The organism is Alistipes sp. cv1 (genome assembly GCF_900240235.1).
Taxonomy (GTDB): Bacteria; Bacteroidota; Bacteroidia; order Bacteroidales; family Rikenellaceae; genus Alistipes_A; species Alistipes_A hominis.
This window is the reverse complement of sequence record NZ_OEPW01000003.1, coordinates 48102-70182: the sequence shown is the minus strand read 5'-3', so window position 1 is coordinate 70182 and position 22081 is coordinate 48102. Positions and strand designations below refer to the sequence as shown.

Here is a 22081-nt window from a genome sequence, read left to right as displayed (position 1 = left end):
ACCAGAACGGACGGAACCGCTCCAAAAGTACGCAATCCTTTTTATTATTCACAAATTATGTCGTAGCTTTGTCTGCTGGCCGGCGAATGGCCGCCCCCCAAAGTCATGGAACAAAACTCATTCCGAATCCGCCTGCTGCGCGCCGTAAGCGAAGCCATGCGACCCGCCTGGCGGACAGCCGTATGGGTAATCAAAATGGTCGTCCCGATCACGCTGGCCATCTCGATACTGGAGCACCTCGGCGTAATCGGCCGGATCTCGGAATGGATCGCCCCGCTGTTCGGACTGGTCGGACTGCCCGGCGACAGCGGACTCGTATTCCTGACCGCCGCACTGTCGAACAACTACGCCGCGGTGGCCGTCATCGCCACGCTCGGCTTCGATTACCGGAGCGTAGTCATCCTGGCGGTCATGGCATTGGTCTGCCACTGCCTGATCATCGAATCGGCCATCCAGCACAAAACGGGAGCCTCCGGATTGAAGATGACCCTGCTGCGGATCGGCATGGCTTTCATCGCCGCGGCCCTGATGAACCTGATTCTGCCCAAACACATGACGGGCAGGTTGTTTCTGCCCCCGGCCGGAGTATCTCCCGAAACCTGGGCAGAAGCGGGACTGTTGTGGCTGAAAACCATCCTGCCGCTGTCGCTGAAAATCGGGATCATCATCGTCTCGCTGAACATCCTCCAACGCATCCTGCAGGAGTTCCGGCTGCTCGACCTACTGACCGTCCCGCTGCAACCGCTGATGGCCGTGTTCGGACTGCCCCGCTCGACTTCGTTCCTGTGGATCATCAGCAACGTCGTGGGACTGACCTACGGCGGCGCGGCTCTCGTCGACGAAATCCGGCGCGGCGCGATCAGCAGGGAAGATTCGCGGCTGCTGAACGCGCACGTCGCCATCTCGCACAGCCTGCTGGAAGATACCGCTATCTTCTACTCGATCGGGGTAGGGCTTTTCTGGCTGCTTGTGCCCCGTATCATACTGGCGATCTGCACGGTATGGATCATCCGCCTGTTCGTCCGCCTGCGGAACCCCCGCCGCAGCATAGCACCCGGATAAAATTCGCAAACGCGTCGTGCAACTTTTAGAGAAACAATAACATCTTGTTAGAATACGTTATGTAATTTTGAAAATGAACATAAAACTACGTTAAAAGCACATGAAAAGACTTCTTTTACTCCTGGGATGCGTCGCGGCATTCTCTTCCTGCCTGAAAAACGATAAATTCGAACGCGACATGACCAGCACCGGTTACATCATCTACTCGTCGGCGGCCAAACAAACCCTCGTAGCGCTCGACCCGTTCAACGTCGCTTTCAGGCTGAACATCCTGATCGCCGAAGGAGACGGGGACTTCAACGCCGCGCCGGGCGAGATCCGGCAAAAAATGTTCAGCACGGGAACCGTCATCTCTTACGACGAAACCCGCGCCAACTACAAGCTGGTTTTCAACAGCGGTTCGATCTCCGGCGACTATCCCCGAAAAGGAACGATCACCATCTCGACAAACGGTTACGGCTCGCTGGCAGAAGCGGGTGCGCGCTGGGACATCTACCTTTCGGACTCTTACGCCATGTTCAGCGACAGCAAAGCGATCTACACCTCTTCGGGCACCTATTCGGTCACGAACTCGGGCGATAATACATGGCAGGTAAGCATCCAGCAACTCGTCTCGGTACTGCCCGACGCGGGTATCGTAGAGGGTTCGGACGGTTCCGAAATCGAATTCGAATCCGACTGGACCGCTTCTTACACGATCAAACAAGAGACAGGAACCCAGAAGTTAACGGACGTCCGGAACTCGATTTTCACCGTATCGACCAGCGTATTGAACGGTAAAACGATGTACCTGCCGGCCGATCAGTTGAACGTTTCGACGCCGAAGCCGTTCCAATTCAATCCGGCTTGCTCGGCTTCGGCCCCGGTAGGCAACGGACTGATGACGATCAGCCTCGCCAACGACGACGAAATGATGAGCAACTACACGACCGCCGAAGTGATGGGAGGAGACCAGTTGAACACCTGCTTCCCGAAAATCAAGATCTCGTACGGCGGATACACGACCGAATATTAGTATACGCGCAACTCCCTGAAATAAAACGCCCGCGAAAATCTCAGAATTTTCGCGGGCGTTTTCGTATCCGGGCTTCAATCGCACCGGGCCGACGAATGCCAGGCACAAAAGAACCGCGAACAAGAAACGACACCGTCCGGACACACATATAAGCCTCATAACAAACCTTTTACAATCATCCTCCCTATCCGAAAGCCAGACACAACGCCGGTCTTCTTCTTCACAAAATAATAAGATTCGCGGGAATAATGGTTAATTTTAGTTACTTTTGCACATTTTTCAAACCAAAATCAATCAATCGATTCGGGTCGATGAAAACATTTACGTTCCGTCCGAAACTTTTCAGTTCGCTGAAAGGTTACTCGAAAGAGACTTTTACCGCCGACCTAATGGCCGGCATCATCGTCGGCATCGTCGCGCTGCCGCTGGCTATCGCATTCGGCATCGCGTCGGGCGTCTCTCCCGAAAAAGGGATTATCACGGCCATCATCGCCGGGTTCGTCATCTCGCTGCTGGGCGGCAGCAAAGTACAGATCGGCGGCCCCACCGGAGCCTTTATCGTGATCGTCTACGGTATCATCGCCCGTTACGGCGAAACCGGACTGATCGTAGCGACGATCATGGCCGGCGCGATCCTGGTCATGCTCGGCGTCTTCAAGCTGGGCACGGTCATCAAATTCATCCCCTACCCGATCGTCGTCGGATTCACCAGCGGCATCGCGGTTACGATCTTCACCACGCAGATCAAAGACCTGCTCGGACTGAGCGCGGACTCCGTCCCGGCCGATTTCCTACCCAAATGGCAGTGCTATTTCGAAAATATCGGCACGGCCGACCCGCTTTCGGTCGTCGTCGGAATAGGCAGCATCGCCATCATCGCCCTATGGCCTCGCATCTCGAAAAAAATTCCCGGTTCGCTGGTCGCCATCTTCGCAATGACGCTTCTCACTTACCTGCTCAGACGGTACGCCGGAGTCACCTCGATCGAAACGATCGGCGACCGTTTCCAGATCAGCGCATCGCTTCCGGGAGTCGCCGTACCCGACATGAGCTGGGACGTAATCAAAGGCCTGTTCCCGGCGGCCGTCACCATCGCCGTACTCGGCGCGATCGAGTCGCTGCTGTCGGCCACCGTCGCCGACGGCGTAACCGGAGACAAACACGATTCGAATCAAGAGCTGATCGCACAGGGCGCCGCCAACATCGTCACGCCGCTTTTCGGCGGTATTCCGGCAACCGGAGCCATCGCCCGCACGATGACCAACATCAACAACGGCGGAAAAACGCCGGTCGCGGGACTGATCCACGCCGCGGTATTGCTGCTGATCTTGCTGTGTCTCGGCCCGCTGACCCGGCACATCCCGATGGCCTGCCTGGCCGGAGTCCTGGTGATCGTCGCCTACAACATGAGCGAATGGCGAACGTTCAGGGCGCTGATGTCGAACCCGAAAGCGGACGTAGCCGTGCTGCTGGTCACGTTCCTGCTGACCGTCCTGTTCGACCTGACCGTCGCCATCGAGGTCGGACTGGTGATCGCCTGCCTGCTGTTCATGCGCCGCGTGGCCGAAACGACGAACATCTCCGTACTGAAAGACGAGATCGATCCGAACGCCGACGCCGGCATCTCGCTGGGCGCGGAACACCTCGTCATCCCGGAAGGAGTCGAGGTTTACGAGATCGACGGGCCCTTCTTTTTCGGAATCGCCAACAAATTCGAAGAACAGATGGTCGCGCTCGGCAACCACCCGCAGATCCGCATTATCCGGATGCGGAAAGTCCCGTTCATCGACTCGACGGGGATTCATAACCTGACCAACCTGTGCCGGATGTCGAAACGGGAAGGCGTACAGATCATCCTCTCCGGCGTAAACCCGACCGTTCACCGCACGCTCGAACAGGCCCGGTTCTACGACCTGATCGGGAAAGAAAATATCTGCAGCCACATCGACCTGGCGCTCGAACAGGCCCGCAAGGAACTCGCCGCACGGCATCCGGGAAAAAGATAACCGGAGACGGCGCCTGCAAAAACCGTTCGCAACGGATAATCCGTTGCGGACACGGAAACCGTAACCGCCAAGAACAAAAGAAACGGCGCGGTTTTTCGGAATTTATTTTTTACATTTATCGGGTCAACCGAAACGTATGTTTTTCAATATTCTAAAAATCAATTCATGAAAAAATCGAATCTGCTTGTCGGCACTCTGACGGCAATCGCCGCCGGACTAACGGCCTGCGCACCGGAAACGCCGCAATCCATACACGGCATCGTAACGGACGCTTCAATGAACGATATCCTGGTAGTCACCGATCAGGGCGACACGGTAGCCATCAGCACGATGGATGCCGATCCGGCGAAAGTGCCGGGCGTACTGGTCGACGATTCGGTCACGGTAACCTGCATCGGAGAAAAAGTCGGCGGCAACCGGATCCTGAAAGCGACGGAACTTGTCGTAACCGCTCACTCGCCGTACTACTACATCCAAGGCAAATGGGTCGAACTCAACCCGATCAACGCCGACGAGGTGCAGGGCTTCGAACTGAAACAGGACGGCACGGCCTCGTCGATCAACATGGCGACCCTCGCTTTCCAGCAATGGAACCTGGAAAACGGCGAACTGCTGCTCAAAAGCCAGAGCATCGGCAACGGACAGACGATCGAGGGAACCGACACCCTCCGGATCGACAAGCTAAACGCCGATTCGCTTGTGCTTTCCCGCGACGGCAACGTGCTGTGGCGCCTGGCAAGACAGAAATAGAGATTCGTTCATATCCGAAAAATCCCCGCGGCGAATCTTCCGCGGGGATTTTTCGTTTTCTCGGAGCGCGCCGCTTCCCCTTCGCAAAAACCGGAAACCGATCGGAAAATTTTTGGCAAACAAATTGCGCTGACAAACAGAGTCAACCGTAATTCAGAACAAGCGATTTAAAAAAACAGAAATTATGGAAAATTACAAACTGATCGACAACGCCGCCCTGCACCAGTACGAATTTCGCATCGGCGACCTGATCCCGAGAATCGAATACATCAAAACGAAAAACGGAGAAATTTACCTGACGCACACCGAAGTCCCGTCCGCACTGGAAGGCAAGGGCGTCGGCAGCAGCCTGGTCAGGCTGGCGCTGGAAGACATCGAGCGACAGCAGTTGCGCCTGGTACCGCTGTGCCCCTTCGTCGCGGGATACGTCCAGAAGCATCCGGAATGGAAACGCCTCGTCATGGAAGGAGTCAACATCGCATAAAACACCAGACTATGAAAGACACGATCGAGTATTCGAACGGTGAAATCACCGTTTTCTGGCAACCGGCACGCTGCCGGCACGCCGGAATCTGCGTAAAAACGCTTCCGGAAGTCTATCACCCGCAAGAAAAGCCGTGGATAAGACCCGAGAACGCCACGACGGAACAGCTCAAGGAGCAAATCCGGAAATGCCCGTCGGGCGCGCTGAGTTATAAGATACTGAAGAAACAATCGGTTTAAAAACCTTCCCGTCATCGAAAACCCTGCTTTCGCAGGGTTTTCTTTTCCGGCGTCGTCCACCGGCCTCTACTTCGAAACGTCCGTCCCCGTTCGGCCCGTTCTCCGCTTTACGAGCATCAGCAGGAACGGCAGCAGCGATGCGAGCGTAATCAGGCATACGACGCCGAAATCGTCGGTAATCCCCCCGACGAAAGTTTCGGCAGACGACAACGACTCCCGCGCGGCATGATAGGATGTCCGGGAGGTCATGATCGCCGTCAGCATCGCGATCCCGATACTCCCGGAAAGCTGTTTGACGCTGTTGGCGATTCCGGATGCGGCGGCCATATCTTTCAGCGACAGATTTTTCAGCGAAAAAAGGTTCAGCGGCGCGAAGGTCAGTCCCATGCCGAACCCGCGCAGATAAAGCACCCACATGATGCTTCCGTGGGTCGTATGGATCGTGAAACGGCTGGCCAGGTAGAAACTGAGCGACATGACCAGCACGCCGGCGAAAACCAACGGCAGGATTTTCAAGTAGCGGGTCAGAAATCCCGACAGGGTCGACAGGATTCCCTGGATCAGCCCGACCGGCAGGAAAACGCTGCCGGCCATGATCGCCGTATATCCCAACCCCTTCTGCATGTACAACGGCAACAGGTAAGTGCCGCCCAGCATACCGATGCCGAAGATGAAAAGCACCGTCATCGCGACCCCGAAATGCCGGTCGCCGAGCAGCCGGATATTCAGAAGCGGGTGCGGATGCCGCAATTCCACCGCGATAAATACGGCCAGCGCGACGGCCGCAGCGACGAAACAGCCGATCACCTGCGGCGAAGCCCATCCGTCCGGGTTGGATGGGGAATTCCCTTTGGCGAGCCCGTAGACCGAAAGCGGCATGAACAACGCGATGCTGACGAAGCCCGCCCAGTCGAACCGTCCCCGCACCGGGCTTTTCCACTCTTTCTGAACGACCGCCGACAGCGCGATCGCCAGGATGCCGATCGGGACGTTGACGTCGAAGATCAAGTGCCAACTGAAATCGTCCACCAGGTAGCCGCCGATCAGCGGCCCGAACGAAATGGACGCGGCCGCGGCCACGGCCCACAGGCCGAGCGCCAATCCCCGTTGTTGCGGCGGAAACTCGCGGGTCACGATAGCCAGTCCGAGCGACTGGATGATCCCGCTGCCGACTCCCTGCAACGCACGAGCCCCGATCAGGAAAGCGTCGCTGTCGGCCTGCGCGCACAATCCCGAACCGAGCGTGAACAGCGCCAGTCCGACGATATAGAAACGCTTGTTGCCGAACCGGTCGGCAATCCACCCCGACGAAGGCAGCATGATGGTCATCGTAATCATATACGCGGTCACGATCCACTCGGCCGACGAAATGCCGATATGAAATGCGGACATGATGGTCGGAATGCCGACGTTGACGACCGTCACGTCGAGTACCGCCATGAAGGTACCGAGCATAACCAGGCCCAGCACCCACCATTTGTAGCCGCTGCCGGCGCGCAGACGTCGTTGAAGTTCTCCGAACCCTCCCATATCAGGCCTGTGCGGATTCCGTCCGAGGTTGCAGGATCGTCGGATCGTCCGGCGACTTTTTCAGAAAACCGTTATCGATCGTTTCCGCGCGCAGCAGGCCGTCGGTCAACGGCTCCAGCAGCGACCGGACGGCCTCCTCGTCCAGCGACGGATCGAGCCACCGCTGCTGCTGCCGTCCGGTCAGAATCACCGGCATCCGCCCGTTCACATTATCGATCGAACGCATCAGTGCGTCGGCCTCGGTCGTGATGATCGCAAAAGTCTCGACCTGTTCGCCGGTATCCGGGTTCCGCCACATGTCGTACACCCCGGCCAGCGAGCAGATACCGCCCCCGGCCGGAGCGACGTAATAGGGAATCCGCCGGTCGTCCTCGTGCCGCCACTCGAAAAAACCGGTTACGGGCACCAGGCAGCGCGTTCGGCGGATCGGCTTGCGGAAAGCGGGTTTCGTAAAAACGGTTTCGGCGCGGGCATTGAACGTCCGATAGCGCAGTTCGAAAGCGTCTTCCAACTCGTCGGCCCAGAACGGGATCAGTCCCCAGCGGAACAGTTCGATCTCCAGATCGGACGTCACCACCGGATACTCCGGATAGCTGAATGCCGACACATGGTACAGGGGCTTGAACCGTTCGATCAGGTCGGCTTTACGACCGTAGCGCGCGGCGAGTTCCGACGGGCCGGCCGCCAATGAGATATGATAACACATAGGCTCTGGTTTTACCGGAATACCTGCCAATTCGGTGCCAGAAAATCCGTATCATACCGAGTCATTATGAAACAAATTGGAACTTCCTGCTAAAAACAACTATGATTAAAGCGACAACAAGGATATAAACCTTTACCCGACCGTTTAATTCCTTACAACATCCGAATCCCAAATTATTTTACTATAAACTTTTACATATCAATTATTTTGTTTAAACTTACAATCTATTTGAAAAAATTAAAAGTTCAATCATTTGTTTCGTTGCAGCCATTGGCATTGCGGCATTTTTCACAGCCCGTTCGTCATGTTCGACGAATATCGACTCCGGATTATTTCTTGTAAATGTCGAAGTATTGGCACAAGATGAAAACAAAAACGGATCCGAGGTAAAGGTAACGGGAACCTGCGAGAATGAAAAAGGCCAAAAATACGATTGTGTCGTATGTATAGGGACAGGGAGCGTCAAATGCCCATAATACTTCGATTCATCTACCCGGATAGACTTTATTTATCCGGTAGATATTTTTCACCATCCCCAAATATGAAATATGATAAAAAAGTTTTTAACTCTGCATGTTTGCTTGTTGCTCCTTATCAGTTGTTCTGACAAATCGGATCGTCTCGTCAAAGTCAATACCGTAAAAGTCGAACTAAAAAGAGATGACGGCTCTTCAAAAATCAATGAGTTCCTTGAATTTTCCCATTTTGTGCCGCTTCAAACCGGCAATGATATTTTGATCGGGGAGATCAATAAAATACAAATCATACATAACAAAATTTATATTCTTGATTGGAAACAAGGGGCGGTCTTTATATTCAATGCCGACGGATCTTTTGTTTCAAAGATCGACAAAAAAGGGCGTGCAGGAGGCGAATATTTATATCTTTCTGATTTCGAAGTAACATCCGACGGTTCAATATTTCTGAACGATCCCATACAAGGGAAAATATATGTTTACGACGAATCCGGCAATTTCAAATACCAGATGAAAAACGCGCGTAAAACATGGTCGTTTAAACTTCTGGACAATGGTTGTATAGCATACAATATGGCGAATGGATCGGGCGATGAAGACGGTAAGCGTGAAGAATACAACTACGTATGCATTTCTGACAGCGGCAAAGTAATACACAAAGGATTGCCGTTCAACAAAGTTTTAACGGGTAACAAATTTTTTTACGGATCGTGCCGTTCGTTTTTTTGCCAGTACGACGACACCATTTACATGTCTTCCATCCTGAACGATACTATTTACAAAGTATCACAAGCTACGGGAGCCGTATCGCCTTATCTGGCATTCGACTTCAATACACGCAGACCAGCGGTGGACGACTCTCCGAAAACCGTTATGGATTATGTGAACTCTTTAAATGAAGAAAATCCTACGACTCCTCATAATTTTTACCATTTCAACAATGGAAACCTGATTATTTACCGTTATGAACACAAACCGTATATCATCATAACCTCTTCCGAAGGGCATATATTATATTCAGCACCCACAGGAGCGGATAAAAACGGCATAAAATTGTCCTATATACACCCGTACATCGATTCCGATAATACAGGATACATAATCAATCCCGTTACTTCTACACGAATAATTTCATGGATCGACGATTACAAAAAAAACGGAAAGGAGCGCACATTACTGAACGAAATAGGAACATGCATTGAAGAAAACAGTAATCCCGTATTGATATTTTACAAATGGATATACCCCGATTATTGAATCTCGACAACAATTCACGCGTAAATAGACGACTTGAATAACTACTATACAGTCATAACACTCATAACTTTTACCAGATAATCTTGCAGGATCAGGGCATGATTCTGCAAAGCGTTCCGGGAGGCGTACACCAACGTAACGGTGTCGTTTCCGGTGATCTGACGGACGAATTCCGCCACGGCTGGCGACTGCCGCAATTCCGCGGCGTAACGGCGGCCGAACTCTTCCCAACGCCCCGGCATATCTTCGTGATACCACCTTCGCAGAGCGGCCGAAGGGGCTATCTGCTTCGCCCACAAGTCGTAGCGGAAATCCTCTTTCCGCATTCCGCGGGGCCACAGCCGGTCGACGAACACCCGGAAACCGTCGTCCGGTTCCGGTTTTTCATAAGCGCGTTTGATCTTGATTCGTGTCATTTTTTCGGTTTAACGGATCGAATACGAAACCCTCCCGCAAGGAATGCGCCAAAACCGAATCTGCGGACACCGGATCGAAAGGTTTCCCGCCGATCGGATAAATATCCGGCGAATAATACTTCGGAAGGCCCGATTTAACCTATTTTTGCAAAAACGACGACTATGATAACCGACATCCGCCTGGCCGGACAACAACTGGCCGCCCCGCGTTTCGACACGCCGAAAAAACTGGTTTCATGGATGGGAGCCATTCAGGCTCAGGATTACGCCATGGCCCGCTGGGCCGTCGGCATACGGCTGAAATCGGCGACGGCACGATCGGTCGGGGAAGCCTTCTCTCGGGGAGAAATCTTGCGTACGCATGTGATGCGGCCGACCTGGCATCTGGTCGCCGCGGAAGACATCCGCTGGATGCTGAAACTCTCCGCCCGGCGCATCCGGTCGGCCAACGAATCGCTGGCAAAAGGCCGGCAACTGGAGCTTACGGAACAATTGCACTACCGGTGCGACCGGCTGCTCGAAAAAATGCTGGAGGGCAACAGAAACCTGACCAAACAACAGATCGGGGAGGAACTGAACCGGCAGGGGATCGCCGCAGACACGCCGCGGCTGACCCGCCTGCTGATGCGCGCCGAAACCGAAGCGGTCGTATGCAGCGGACCGTTCAGCGGCGGCAAGCAAACCTACGCCCTGCTCGAGGAACGCGTCCCGCCCGTCCCGGAGCTGCATCCGGACGAAGCCCTGGCAAAGCTGGCTACCGCTTATTTCAGAAGCCACTCACCGGCCAGTCTGCAGGATTTCGTCTGGTGGTCGGGACTGTCCGTCACCGAAGCCCGGCATTCGGTCGGCCTCATCGGAAGATCGCTGACCGCCGAACGTTTCGGACAGCGGGAACTATTCGTGCACGAATCCTGCCGTGCGGCGGAGACCTCCGGCGTCCCGCTGTACCTGCTGCCCGCCTACGACGAGTACCTGATCGGTTACAAAGACCGTACGGACGTCCTGCGTCCGGAGCACCGCGCCAGGGCCTTCACGAATTACGGTATTTTCTATCCGGTCATCCTGTACGGCGGCCGGATCGCCGGAAACTGGAAACGCCCGGCACGGCCGGACGACTCTTGCGTCGAAACTTCGTTTTTCGAAACGAATACCGCCGTCGACCGGGACATCCTGGAGGAGGCCGTAAACCGATACCGGGCATTTTACCGCGCCGTCTGATATTTTTACCGCGAAAATGACGATTTTTCACCGCCGTCATTATCTTTTTCCCGGAAAAACATCAATCCAGGAAAATTATGGCAACAGTGAGAATCAAACTCCGCAATTCGTCGGTTCCGGGCCGCGCCGGCTCGGTTTACTACCAAATCACCCACCGTCAGAAATCCGTTCAGATCACGACCGGATACAAACTGCTCCCGGCAGAATGGGACGGCGTCAGGCAATGCGTCGCACCCGTCCTGCTGACCGGGGGCGACTATTACCTGCGAAAAGTACAACGCGCGATCGACTCCGACCTGTCCGTCCTGAAAAATGCGATCGGCGCGCTGGAACGCGCCGCCGGACACTATACGGCGCACGACGTAGCGCAGGCTTTCCGGGAATCGCACTCGGGCGAAACTTTTTTCGGATTCATGGAACGGCAGATCGAACAACTGCTCGCCCACGGCCGATTGGGAACGGCCCGGAATTACCGGAGAACCCGGCAAAGTTTCTCGCAGTTTCTGCACGGGGAAGACCTGTCGTTCGCCGGTTGCACCGCCGAACTGGTCGCCGACTACGAACAATGGCTCAAAAGACGGGGCGTTACGCGGAATACGGTTTCGTTTTACATGCGGATCCTGCGTTCCGTATACAACAAGGCGGTCGGCGAAGGAATCGCCTCGCAGCGCGCCCCTTTCGAAAAAGTCTATACGGGCGTAGACAAAACCCGCAAGAGGGCCGTCGACATGGCCACGATCGAAAGCCTGAGAAAACTGGATTTGCGCGGTTCCCGGTCTCTGGCCTACGCCCGGGATCTGTTCGTCTTCAGTTTCTACATGCGCGGAATGGCCTTCGTGGACATGGCCTACCTCCGCAAGTCGGATGTCCGGGATCAAACCGCGCAGTACATCCGCCGCAAAACGGGCCAGTCCCTATGCATCCGGCTGGAGCCCTGCATCACCGAAATTATCCGCCGCTACGCCCGTAAAACGAAAAACTCCCCTTACGTTTTCCCGATCATCGCCGCCACCGACGAGAACGAGGCTTATGCGCAGTATCAGAATGCACTGAGCTATTACAACAAGCTGCTGAAAAAACTGTCGAAACTGCTGCAGGCGGACACTCCTCTTTCGTCCTACGTTTCGCGCCACACCTGGGCGACGACGGCCCGCAACTGCGACATTCCGCTGTCGGTGATCAGCGCCGGACTGGGGCACCGTTCGCAGGCGACGACCCAGATCTACCTGGCCTCGTTGGAGGACTCCGTCATCGACGAGGCGAACCGCAAAATCATTTTCAGCCTGAACCGGCCGGGGAAAACGAGCAGCCTATAAAACCCGCACCCCGCCCAAAGGACGGAACCGGCCCCGGTTTCGCACATTCGGGGCCCTTTCCCGGTTTTTCGTTTCGCTTTTTCATAAAAATACAATCTTTAGTACGGTCGCACTAAAGATTGTATTCGTTTATTTACCGAACGGGAAAAGCAAACCCCATCAAAGAATCTTTCCGGTCAGGAACAGCGCCGCGATCGAGAAATAGATAATCAACCCCGTTACGTCCACGAGCGTCGCGACGAAAGGCGCCGAGGCCGTGGCAGGGTCGAGTCCGCACTTTTTCAGGATAAAAGGAATCATCGAGCCCGACAGCGTACCCCACAGCACGATAAAAACGAGCGAAACCGACACGCTGGCGGCGATCCACGGCCAATGCGTCCCGTAGTCGTACAGTCCGGCCTCCTGCCAGATGAAAATCCGCACGAATCCGATGATCCCCAGAATCGCTCCGAGGATCAGCCCCGAGAAAATTTCTTTGCGCATCACGTACCACCAATTACGCAACTTCAACTCGCCAAGCGCCAACGAACGAATGATCAGGCTGGCCGCCTGCGAGCCCGAGTTCCCGCCGCTCGATATGATCAATGGCACGAACAGTGCGAGCACGACGGCCCGCGCGATCTCGTCGTCGAAATAGCCCATCGCCGATGCCGTCAACATTTCGCCAAAAAAAAGAATAACGAGCCAGCCGGCGCGTTTGCGCACCATTTCGGCCAGCGGGGTCCGCGTATAAGAGAGATCCAGCCCCTCCGTACCGCCGAACTTCTGGAAGTCCTCGGTACTTTCCTGCTCGGCCACGTTCATCACGTCGTCGACGGTCACGATACCCAGCAGGGTGCCGTCGCCGCCGATGACGGGCAATGCCGTGCGATTGTTGTCCTGAAAGGCGCGGACGGCCACTTCCTGATCGTCTTCGGCGCGAAGCGCGACAAAACGGTTGTCGGTAATCTCCGACACGTTACGAGCCGGCGACGCGAGAATGACCTCCTTGATCCGGATGTCGTCGATCAACTTCCAATGCTCGTCGACAACATAAATCACGTCGAGCGTCTCGGAATCGCGACCGTAACGGCGGATATGCTCCAATGCTTGAGCGACCGTGAAATACGGTCGGACGGCCACGTATTCGGGGGTCATCAGCCGACCGATGCTGTCTTCCGGATAGCCGAGCAGCCTCATGGCGACCTCGCGCTCTTCCTGCGACAACATCTGCACGAGCCGCTGGCTCACTTCGCCGGGCAACTCTTCGAAAAACGCCGTGCGGTCGTCGGGATCCAGGTCATTGAGCAGGTCGGTCATCTTATCGATGTGGGCGGCCAGTCCGTCGATAATCTCCTCGCGCTGATCGTGCGAGAGATGTTTGAAGGTCTCTTTCGCCGACTCGCGCGAAAGCAACCGGAACGGAATCGTCCGGTCGGATTTGGGAAGTTCGCCGATCGCTTCGGCGATCTGAAACGGCTCGAGATCGCTGAGCTCGCTTTTAAGGATTTTCCAGTTCTTGTCGGCAATCAATTGCCCGAACCGGTTTTTGATTTCATTGATCATACGGTCTCTCCTTGCGAATTTACACCGCAGGAGACTCGGAAGGCTTCTGCGGTCGGTTAAACAATCGGGGTCGTCTGTCGACAATAAGGGCCTTCGTCCATCGTAATGATTTTAGTTTATAAAGGATCGTCGCATACGGAACGCACACGGTATGCGGATGCAAAGGTACGATTAGTTTCCCAATATCCAATTTTAAAACGGAACGGGGCCGTGAAGCCGGAGAGGTTGCAGCGCGCCCGATTGCCGTTCGCGGTCTGTTTGTCAAACCGGTTCGGGATCGTATTCCCGGCTGTCCGGTCGCCGGCGCAAAATCGAAATACAGCGGATTCGGCGCCGTAAACCGTCCCCGACGCATAAAAAACACTTGCAGAGACTGCAAGTGTTCGGATTCGAAAGTGGGCCCAGAGGGGCATGATCCCCCGACCTTCAGATTATGAGTCTGCCGCTCTAACCAACTGAGCTATGGGCCCTGCTCTTCAATACAACGGACGCCCTTCCCCCGCAACGGAAACACTCCGCATACGCAGATCGGTTTCCGCAAGACAAACGCCCATTTTTTCGTTTGCAAAGGTAGAAAATCTTTCCAAATACGCAAAATTACAGCGCAAAACCGCCATCCCCGTAACTCCCGTCCATACCGAGCATTCGGACTACTCCGCTCCGACCGGGTAATTACGCAATCCCTGCCTCAAGAAAGCGACGAACTGATCCACATCCAGATTATACCCGCGCCCCGGAGCCAATTGTTCGCCGTCCGGGCCCAGAATCATGTAATAGGGCTGCGAATTGATCCCGAACCGCTTGTGTGCAAGGTAAGCGTTGATCTTGCCGATGCTTTTGAGCACGCGGCCCGTTTCGGCGGTCACCCATTCGTTTTCGGGCAGTTCCTTTTTGTCGTCCGAATAGAGCGCCACGATCACGAAATCGTTCCGCAGCAGTTGCAGCACCTGCGGATCGGCCCATACGCGCGCCTCCATTTCCCGACAGTTGACGCACCCGTGACCCGTATAATCGACAAAAAGCGGCTTATGCACTTTGCGGGCATAGGCCAGCGCCTCGTCGTAGTCGAAAAAGCCGTTCAATCCGTGCGGTAGGTTCAGTATATCGCTGTGCCTGGCGACGGGGAAAGCGTCGCCGGCCTTTCCGCCGCCGGAATTTCCGGCAGGCGATTCGGCCGCATCCAGCACGAAATCCTGCGTATGCAACGGCGGCAAGTAACCCGACAATCCGCGCAACGGCGCTCCCCACATTCCGGGCAACAGGTAAACGACGAACGAAAAGGTAACGATCGCGAGCAACAGCCGCGTCACTCCGACCGACTGTACTTCGCTGTCGTGTTTGAACCGGATCTTGCCCAGCAGGTAAAACCCGAGCAGCGTAAAGATAACGATCCACAGCGCCAGATAAACCTCCCGGTCGAGGATGCCCCAATGGTAGGTCTGATCGGCCACGCTGAGAAATTTCAGCCCCAGCGCCAGTTCGAGAAACCCGAGCACCACCTTTACAGAGTTGAGCCATCCGCCGCTTTTGGGCAGGTTGTTCAGCACGGATGGGAACAGCGCGAACAGCGTGAACGGCAGCGCAAAAGCCACCGAAAAAGCGAACATCGTGATTACCGGCGCCCACACCTCTCCGGAAGTGGATTTGATCAGTACCGAACCGACGATCGGGCCGGTGCAGGAGAACGAAACCAACACGAGGGTCAGCGCCATGAAGAACAGACCGACCAAACCGCCTTTGTCGGCCTTGCTGTCGCTCTTATTGACCAGCCATCCGGGCAGCGTAATCTCGAACGCGCCGAAAAACGACGCCGCGAAAACCATGAATACGAGGAAGAAAATCACGTTCGGAATCCAGTGCGTCGCCAGCCAGTTGAAAATATCGGCCGTAACGGCATCTCCGCCTACCAGTTTCGTTATCAGAATGATAACTGCAATCGGCAGCGTATACAGCGCGACAATGCACACGCCGTACAAGGCTGCCATCAGGCGTCCGCGCGCACGGTTCCCGCTCCCTTTCAGGAAAAACGACACGGTCATCGGAATCATCGGAAACACGCAGGGCGTCAGCAGCGCGGCGAATCCCCACAGGATCGCTTCGATAATCGCGCTCCACAGCGTTCCGCCGCCGACCGGGGCGTCCGGCTGCAACAGCGGCTGCGACACCGCCGCCGAATCCGCATCCGGAACCGCATTTACGGCCGTATCCGCTGCCGTGTCGGTCGTTGTCATATCCCCGGCTTGCGCAACCGCGGACGAATTACCCGTAGCGGAAACCGGTGCCGCAGGCGTCGCAGACGCCCCTCCTGCGGCCGTCTGTACGGCGGCTGCCTTCAGAGGAATCGAAAAAGTACGGTCGGCGGGCGGCAGGCAACTCTCGTCGTCGCAAGCCATCCATTCCACCACGGCTTTCAGCGTCGTTTCGCGGCCCGAGGCGACCCGCACTTTCTGAACGAATTCGGCGCTTTTCTCGAAATAACCGATCTCCATCGCGAACAGCGAATCGTACACTCGTACGGGTTTCGAAAGCTGTTCGATCCCTCCGAGCAACGTAACGTCCGCATTCGGTTCGAACGTAAAAGCCGTCGCATTCGGGCCGCCGTCGTAAGGGCCCGTATCGTACATGTGCCACGGTTCCGCGATCCGGGCCTTAAAAACAATCCTGGAAATCCCGTCGCCGGACTCGGCGACGGCAACCGACCAACTGACCGGATCGGCCGGCTGAGCGGTTCCATGCAGCGCCGCCAGCAGCAAGGCCGACAGGCAAACGATTTTTTTCAGAAGTGACAGGTTCATCATGCGATCTTAAATTTTAGGATCAACCGCTCCTTCCGACCGGGCGGACCCCCGCTTGCTCATTCGCACCCGAAAATCAATACGCTCGCTCGTTCCGGTTCTCGTAGAAGTTGACAAATGCTTTGTTCGAGACGACGTTTCCGCCCGGAGTCGGATAGTCTCCCGTAAAATACCAGTCCCCATTATGGATCGGAATGGCTTTGTGCATATCGGCGACCGTCTGGTAGATCACCTCGACGCGAGCCTGTATCTCCGGAACCGTAACGATCTCCGCGATTTTGGCCGATATCTCCTCATCGGTGAAACGATCGTAAATCTCGGTAACGCAGTTCACCGTCTCGGAGCGGTCGCCTTTTTGAAGCTCGGCGACGGCCTTGCGGTAAACGTCTTCGATCACATGCTCCATCCCGCGTTCGCGCAGCAGTTCGATTACGGCCCGGAACGCCACGAAGTCGCTCAGGCGCGACATGTCGATCCCGTAGCAGTCCGGATAACGGATCTGGGGCGCCGACGAACATACCACGATCTTTTTCGGTTTCAGCCGGTCGAGTATCCGAATGATGCTCTGCCGCAGCGTCGTCCCGCGCACGATCGAATCGTCGATGATCACCAGATTGTCCACCCCGGCACGGATCGTGCCATAGGTGATGTCGTAAACGTGCGCCACCAGGTCGTCGCGCTCGTTGTCCTGCGTGATGAACGTCCGCATCTTGACATCCTTGATCGCCACCTTTTCGATCCGGGGCTTGAAACGCAGGATCTCCTTGAGCCGGGCTTCGGTCAGCCTGCCGTTCTCTTCCAGAATATGTTGCGCACGGACGCCCTGGCAGTATTCGTCCAGTCCTTCGACCAGGCCGAAAAAAGCGCTCTCGGCCGTATTCGGAATATAGGAAAACACCGTATTTTCGATGTCGTAATCAATACTTTTCAAAATCTGCGGCACAAGCTGCCGTCCGAGCTGCTTGCGCTCGCGGTAAATATCTTGGTCGCTGCCCCGCGAGAAATAGATCCGCTCGAACGAACAGGGCCGGATCGGCCGCGGCGCGGTAAACGGATCGACCGATACATCTCCGTCGCGTCGCACGATCAAAGCGTGGCCCGGCGTCAGCTCCCGGATATCTTCGTACCCGAGGTTGAATGTCGTCTGAATCACCGCGCGCTCCGAAGCGGCGACGACGATCTCGTCGTCGCAATAGTAGAACGCCGGACGGATTCCGGACGGGTCCCGCATGATAAACGCGTCGCCATGGCCGATCACCCCCGCCATCGCATATCCCCCGTCCCAACGGCGGGCCGACAGCGACAATACTTCCTTAAGGTCGATGTGCTTGGCCAGCATTTCGGTGACGTCGTGCTTCGAATAGCCTTTATCTTTAAAATAGCGGTACTTATCGTCGTTTTCACGATCGAGGAAATGACCGATGCGCTCGAGAATCGTCACCGTATCGGTTTTTGCGGGCGGATATTGCCCCAACTCGATCAGCCGGTCGAACAATTCGTCGATATTGGTCAGGTTAAAATTCCCGGCCAGCACCAGGCTCCGCGTCATCCAGTTGTTCTCGCGCGAGACCGGGTGCACGTTCTCGATGTCGTTTTTGCCGAAAGTCCCGTAACGCAGGTGTCCCAGAAAAATCTCGCCGGTAAACTCCACCTGTTTTTTCAGCAGCAGCGGATCTTGCAGCACCTGCGGGTTCTTCGCGACCGCTTCGTTGATCCGGACGTCGATCTGCTGAAAAATATCCTTGATCGGAGCGGCTCCGTTCGAACGCACCCGGTTGATATAAACGCATCCGGGTTCCGGGTACAGCTTGATGTTGGCCACTCCCGCGCCGTCCTGTCCCCGGTTGTGCTGCTTCTCCATCAGGATATGCATTTTGTTAAGTCCGTAGAACGAGGTGCCGTACTTTTTCAGGTAGTAATCGGCCGGCTTGAGCAGGCGGATAAAGGCAATGCCGCACTCGTGTTTGATCGAATCGCTCATAATGTCGTATAAATAAATCGGGTTCCTGTGGAAAACCCGCGAAATCCGCGGATAGACACGCGTCAAAGGTATTTATTTTTGACTTGACAAACAATACCCCGTTGTCGGATAAACGTTTCACGCCGGCCAAAAATTGCGGCGACTTTTCTCCCTGCGAACCGATTGCGCTTACGCACACGTTTTGCAAACGCCGGAACCGGCTCTGTCCCGGAACAAAATTTCATTTTCCGCACGACGCTCCCCGTTTCCGGCACGGGGCCGTATCGCGCACCGGAACGGGCCGGGATACGGCGGAGACTTTGTTTTGAAAACAGCGAATAAAATATTAATTTTAGTCGGTCGGCACCGATAAAACTGTTCGCATGAAAAAATTCCGAGTTTTATAGCTGGTTTGCTCCGTTCGTATTATGCGCTTGCGAAGATAAAGAGAAAAACATATTAAAAACCCGCCGAAAGATTACTTAGGAGGATATATTTTGATAGACGTTATTTCAAAAGAAAAATTCGGGAAATTTACCGTCCAAACCCGATTGGACGTCGTAATCCGCCGTTTTTCGAAGAAAAGCCGTACCTACAAAAAACTCTTTTTGCGGCATACGGCTGAAAACCTGTCGGGCGGCTCCGGCATATGCGATGTCTTCGGCCTCGCGACGGATCACATAAACTTATACGGTTATAAATATTTATGATCGCGGATCGTTTGCTATTTTTCCGATCTCCGCGTATCTTTGTACTGGAAAGCAGAGACATAACGAAATCATTTACTATAAAAGCTTAAAGAAATGGGAAAAAGTATCAAAGGCACGAAAACCGAACAGAACCTGTTGAAATCTTTCGCCGGGGAGTCGCAGGCACGGAACCGTTACGTATTTTTCGCAAGCGTAGCCAAAAAAGAGGGCTTCGAACAGATCGCCGGCGTATTCGCCGAAACGGCCGAACAGGAAAAGGAACACGCCAAGCGATTCTTCAAATTCCTGGAAGGAGGCATGGTCGAGATTACGGCGAGTTATCCGGCCGGCGTAATCGGAACAACTAAAGAGAATCTCGCAGCCGCGGCAGCCGGAGAAAACGAAGAGTGGACGGATCTCTACCCGACGTTCGCCGATGTGGCCGATCAGGAAGGATTCCCGGTGATCGCCGCCGTTTTCCGCTCGATTGCCACCGTCGAAGCCGAGCACGAAAAACGCTACCGCGCGCTGTTGGCCCGCGTCGAAGCCGACAAAGTTTTCGAACGCGACGAAGAGATCGAATGGCAGTGCCGCAACTGCGGTTACATCCACAAAGGCAAGAAAGCGCCCGCAAGCTGCCCTTCCTGCGCTCACCCGCAAGCCTACTTCGAACCGAAAAAGAACAATTATTAATCGACGGTTCGTACGAATCTCGTACAAAACGGCGGAGAATCCGAGGATTCTCCGCCGTTTTTATTCTTTTTCCCGAAGCATCCGTCACCGCGCTTCCAGCAACCCGACGATCCCGGCCGAACTGGTGAACAGGCAACGGTTCCGATCGAGCGGCACGACCGTACTGATCAGCGAGTTATCGACCTTATGCCGCCACAGCACGCTGCCGTCCGACGCGTCGAGCGCATAGACCTCCCCGTTCATCGTGCTTCCGAAGACGACCCCGTCTTTTTCCTGCGGCATCGACGGCGCGATTTCATAACCGAAACCCACGTACGACGCCCACCGTTTTTCAGGCCGGTCGCCGCGTGTGGAAAAGCATACGACGCTGTCCCGCATCGTTTTGCTGTACACTTTCGACGAATCTTCGGAGAGCCCTACGGTTTCGCGCACGGTCGATTCGGCGGTACGCCACAGCGTCCGGCCGGTCGAAGCGTCGATCGCCGACAACACCCGGTCGGGAGCCGCTATGAAAATCCGTCCGGCGGTTGCCACCGGCCAGACCGCGGCGGGCGAATAGTGCATACCACGACGCCCGTCGCTCCATGACCACAGTAAGCGTCCGTCGGAACGGTCCAACGCATACAGGCGGTCGTCCCAGGCTCCGAAAATCACTTTGCCGTCGTAAACCAACGGACGCGTTTCGACGTATCCGTTCGTCCCGGTAAACGTCCATACCTCCCGGCCCGTACGCACGTCGATCGCCCGGAACGTCCGGTCGCTGCAACCGATGTAGGCTACTCCGCCGTCGATCGTCACGGCGCCGAGCACCGCTTCCGAAGTTTCGACCTTCCAGCGCAATTTCCCCTTTTTCGCGTCTATTCCGTAAATATTGCCGTCGGCAGACCCGAACACGACCGTTCCGTCGGCTGCGGCCGGCGTTCCGATGATCCGATTTTTCGCGGCGAACCGCCACAGCAGCCTGCCATCCGCGGCATCGAGGCAATTCAACAGTCCGAGGTCGTCGCCCACGTACACCCGCCCGTCGCAAAGCACCGGCGACGAATAGATCGCATTGCCGATCGGGGTCATCCACGTCTCTTTCACTCTGCCGTACCGCGCGTTGATCGAAAAGTCGGGGCGCACATATCCGGCGGTATCTGCGGTAAAATAGGTATCTTTCAACGAATACGCGCCCCATCGCTGGGGTCCGGCCCCGATCTTCCGCTCGTAAACGATCACCGAATCGGCCGTCACTTCGAATTCCGAATATCCGCCGAACGGCTCGCCGCCCCGTAGCGTCGAACGGCAGATGAAAGCCGGAATACCGTCGTAATCGGCCAGCCGGTTGGTATGGTAATGCCCGCCGATAAACGCCCGGATATCGTATTTGCGGACGGCATCGGTCACCGTGTACCAATTATCGACGTCGCCCTTCATCATCGGGTAATGCGTAACCAGAAAAACCGGCCGTTCGGTTCCGTAGTCCGCAAGCTCCTTTTCGAGCCAGCTAACGTCCTGCGGCGCGACGTGCCCTTCGGCCATCCGGATCACCGGCCCCGTATTGAACCCAAGAAACAGGTAATCCCCGTACTCGAACCGGAAACGGTCGGAACCGAAAATGCGCCCGAAAGCGGTCGCTCCGGACTCGCTCCACTTGGTTTCGTGATTCCCGGAAGTAACGTAATATTTCAGTTTCAGCCCGTCGAGGATCGCTTTGGCTTTCCGCAGCGAGGCATCGTCTCCGTAATCGGTGAAATCGCCCGAAACGATTACGAAGCTCAGTCCCGGCGTCGCATTGATCTGATCGACGGCATGTCGCAAGTCGTTGGCGGCCAGCGAATCGGCCGTGACGTGCAGATCGCTCATCAGCGCAAAACGGAATCCTTCCGCACGGGCCGACACAACGGCCAGCAACAAAACGGCAAACAACATTCTTTTCATA

At 55.4% G+C, this 22081-nt stretch carries 17 protein-coding genes and 1 tRNA gene; 10 read left to right on the top strand and 8 right to left on the bottom strand.

The features are described from left to right. Positions 1 to 105 precede the first annotated feature (105 nt). The 6 genes from C1A08_RS06255 to C1A08_RS06230 all read left to right on the top strand — a co-directional run bounded on the left by C1A08_RS06255 (position 106) and on the right by C1A08_RS06230 (position 5556). Positions 106 to 1062 carry a nucleoside recognition domain-containing protein gene (locus C1A08_RS06255; RefSeq protein WP_101572154.1) on the top strand — a complete coding sequence of 319 codons (957 nt, stop codon included), beginning with the start codon at positions 106 to 108 and terminating at the stop codon, positions 1060 to 1062. Between the two features lie 100 nt (positions 1063 to 1162). Continuing rightward, positions 1163 to 2077 (top strand): hypothetical protein, encoded by a 915-nt coding sequence (locus tag C1A08_RS06250; RefSeq protein ID WP_101572152.1) that lies wholly within the window; start codon positions 1163 to 1165, stop codon positions 2075 to 2077. A gap of 311 nt (positions 2078 to 2388) precedes the next feature. Next, positions 2389 to 4083: a SulP family inorganic anion transporter gene (locus C1A08_RS06245; RefSeq protein WP_101572150.1), complete on the top strand. Its 1695-nt coding sequence runs from the start codon at positions 2389 to 2391 to the stop codon at positions 4081 to 4083. A 276-nt stretch (positions 4084 to 4359) separates the two neighbouring features. Further along, positions 4360 to 4833: a lipocalin family protein gene (locus C1A08_RS06240; protein ID WP_373419257.1), complete on the top strand. Its 474-nt coding sequence runs from the start codon at positions 4360 to 4362 to the stop codon at positions 4831 to 4833. 181 nt (positions 4834 to 5014) lie between these two features. After that, complete coding sequence (locus C1A08_RS06235; RefSeq protein ID WP_180951538.1) at positions 5015 to 5317, top strand: GNAT family N-acetyltransferase; 303 nt, start codon at positions 5015 to 5017, stop codon at positions 5315 to 5317. Positions 5318 to 5328: 11 nt separating this feature from the next. After that, positions 5329 to 5556, top strand: a complete 228-nt coding sequence (locus C1A08_RS06230) for a (4Fe-4S)-binding protein (protein WP_055205708.1) — start codon at positions 5329 to 5331, stop codon at positions 5554 to 5556. 66 nt (positions 5557 to 5622) lie between these two features. On the opposite strand, the gene C1A08_RS06225 is transcribed toward C1A08_RS06230, so the two are convergent. Next, positions 5623 to 7086 carry a DHA2 family efflux MFS transporter permease subunit gene (locus C1A08_RS06225; protein ID WP_101572145.1) on the bottom strand — a complete coding sequence of 488 codons (1464 nt, stop codon included), beginning with the start codon at positions 7084 to 7086 and terminating at the stop codon, positions 5623 to 5625. 1 nt (position 7087) lies between these two features. Continuing rightward, positions 7088 to 7792 (bottom strand): SOS response-associated peptidase, encoded by a 705-nt coding sequence (locus C1A08_RS06220; protein WP_101572143.1) that lies wholly within the window; start codon positions 7790 to 7792, stop codon positions 7088 to 7090. A gap of 548 nt (positions 7793 to 8340) precedes the next feature. Between C1A08_RS06220 and C1A08_RS06215 the strand changes: the two genes are divergently transcribed. Beyond that, the gene (locus tag C1A08_RS06215; RefSeq protein ID WP_101572141.1) at positions 8341 to 9525 is read left to right on the top strand and encodes a 6-bladed beta-propeller; all 1185 of its coding nucleotides are present in this window, start codon (positions 8341 to 8343) and stop codon (positions 9523 to 9525) included. 44 nt (positions 9526 to 9569) lie between these two features. Here the strand turns inward: C1A08_RS06215 and C1A08_RS06210 are convergent, their stop codons facing one another. Further along, positions 9570 to 9941, bottom strand: a complete 372-nt coding sequence (locus tag C1A08_RS06210; RefSeq protein ID WP_101572139.1) for a DUF488 domain-containing protein — start codon at positions 9939 to 9941, stop codon at positions 9570 to 9572. A gap of 162 nt (positions 9942 to 10103) precedes the next feature. Here C1A08_RS06210 and C1A08_RS06205 point away from each other — a divergent pair, with 162 nt between their 5' ends. Beyond that, on the top strand, positions 10104 to 11159 hold the full coding sequence (locus C1A08_RS06205; RefSeq protein WP_101572137.1) for a winged helix DNA-binding domain-containing protein: 1056 nt from the start codon (positions 10104 to 10106) through the stop codon (positions 11157 to 11159). A 77-nt stretch (positions 11160 to 11236) separates the two neighbouring features. Beyond that, a complete protein-coding gene (locus tag C1A08_RS06200) occupies positions 11237 to 12475 on the top strand; it encodes a tyrosine-type recombinase/integrase (RefSeq protein WP_101572135.1) in 1239 nt (412 codons plus the stop codon). Between the two features lie 159 nt (positions 12476 to 12634). Here the strand turns inward: C1A08_RS06200 and mgtE are convergent, their stop codons facing one another. The 4 genes from mgtE to C1A08_RS06180 form a co-directional block, all read right to left on the bottom strand. Further along, complete coding sequence (gene mgtE / locus C1A08_RS06195; protein ID WP_153498338.1) at positions 12635 to 14020, bottom strand: magnesium transporter; 1386 nt, start codon at positions 14018 to 14020, stop codon at positions 12635 to 12637. A 396-nt stretch (positions 14021 to 14416) separates the two neighbouring features. Then, positions 14417 to 14490: transfer RNA gene (locus C1A08_RS06190), tRNA-Ile, on the bottom strand. A 180-nt stretch (positions 14491 to 14670) separates the two neighbouring features. Then, a complete protein-coding gene (locus C1A08_RS06185; protein WP_101572402.1) occupies positions 14671 to 16815 on the bottom strand; it encodes a cytochrome c biogenesis protein CcdA in 2145 nt (714 codons plus the stop codon). 76 nt (positions 16816 to 16891) lie between these two features. Continuing rightward, positions 16892 to 18796 carry a class II glutamine amidotransferase gene (locus C1A08_RS06180; RefSeq protein WP_101572134.1) on the bottom strand — a complete coding sequence of 635 codons (1905 nt, stop codon included), beginning with the start codon at positions 18794 to 18796 and terminating at the stop codon, positions 16892 to 16894. Positions 18797 to 19578: 782 nt separating this feature from the next. Here C1A08_RS06180 and rbr point away from each other — a divergent pair. Further along, positions 19579 to 20157 carry a rubrerythrin gene (gene rbr / locus C1A08_RS06170; protein ID WP_101572130.1) on the top strand — a complete coding sequence of 193 codons (579 nt, stop codon included), beginning with the start codon at positions 19579 to 19581 and terminating at the stop codon, positions 20155 to 20157. An 84-nt stretch (positions 20158 to 20241) separates the two neighbouring features. Here the strand turns inward: rbr and C1A08_RS06165 are convergent, their stop codons facing one another. Further along, a complete protein-coding gene (locus C1A08_RS06165; RefSeq protein ID WP_101572400.1) occupies positions 20242 to 22080 on the bottom strand; it encodes an outer membrane protein assembly factor BamB family protein in 1839 nt (612 codons plus the stop codon). Position 22081: the final 1 nt, after the last annotated feature.

Coding starts and splice junctions, on each gene's coding strand:
- C1A08_RS06255 (WP_101572154.1), top strand. CDS start 106: ATGGAACAAAACTCATTCCGAATCCGCCTGCTGCGCGCCGTAAGCGAA.
- C1A08_RS06250 (WP_101572152.1), top strand. CDS start 1,163: ATGAAAAGACTTCTTTTACTCCTGGGATGCGTCGCGGCATTCTCTTCC.
- C1A08_RS06245 (WP_101572150.1), top strand. CDS start 2,389: ATGAAAACATTTACGTTCCGTCCGAAACTTTTCAGTTCGCTGAAAGGT.
- C1A08_RS06240 (WP_373419257.1), top strand. CDS start 4,360: ATGAACGATATCCTGGTAGTCACCGATCAGGGCGACACGGTAGCCATC.
- C1A08_RS06230 (WP_055205708.1), top strand. CDS start 5,329: ATGAAAGACACGATCGAGTATTCGAACGGTGAAATCACCGTTTTCTGG.
- C1A08_RS06225 (WP_101572145.1), bottom strand. CDS start 7,086: ATGGGAGGGTTCGGAGAACTTCAACGACGTCTGCGCGCCGGCAGCGGC.
- C1A08_RS06220 (WP_101572143.1), bottom strand. CDS start 7,792: ATGTGTTATCATATCTCATTGGCGGCCGGCCCGTCGGAACTCGCCGCG.
- C1A08_RS06215 (WP_101572141.1), top strand. CDS start 8,341: ATGATAAAAAAGTTTTTAACTCTGCATGTTTGCTTGTTGCTCCTTATC.
- C1A08_RS06210 (WP_101572139.1), bottom strand. CDS start 9,941: ATGACACGAATCAAGATCAAACGCGCTTATGAAAAACCGGAACCGGAC.
- C1A08_RS06205 (WP_101572137.1), top strand. CDS start 10,104: ATGATAACCGACATCCGCCTGGCCGGACAACAACTGGCCGCCCCGCGT.
- C1A08_RS06200 (WP_101572135.1), top strand. CDS start 11,237: ATGGCAACAGTGAGAATCAAACTCCGCAATTCGTCGGTTCCGGGCCGC.
- mgtE (WP_153498338.1), bottom strand. CDS start 14,020: ATGATCAATGAAATCAAAAACCGGTTCGGGCAATTGATTGCCGACAAG.
- C1A08_RS06185 (WP_101572402.1), bottom strand. CDS start 16,815: ATGAACCTGTCACTTCTGAAAAAAATCGTTTGCCTGTCGGCCTTGCTG.
- C1A08_RS06180 (WP_101572134.1), bottom strand. CDS start 18,796: ATGAGCGATTCGATCAAACACGAGTGCGGCATTGCCTTTATCCGCCTG.
- rbr (WP_101572130.1), top strand. CDS start 19,579: ATGGGAAAAAGTATCAAAGGCACGAAAACCGAACAGAACCTGTTGAAA.
- C1A08_RS06165 (WP_101572400.1), bottom strand. CDS start 22,080: ATGAAAAGAATGTTGTTTGCCGTTTTGTTGCTGGCCGTTGTGTCGGCC.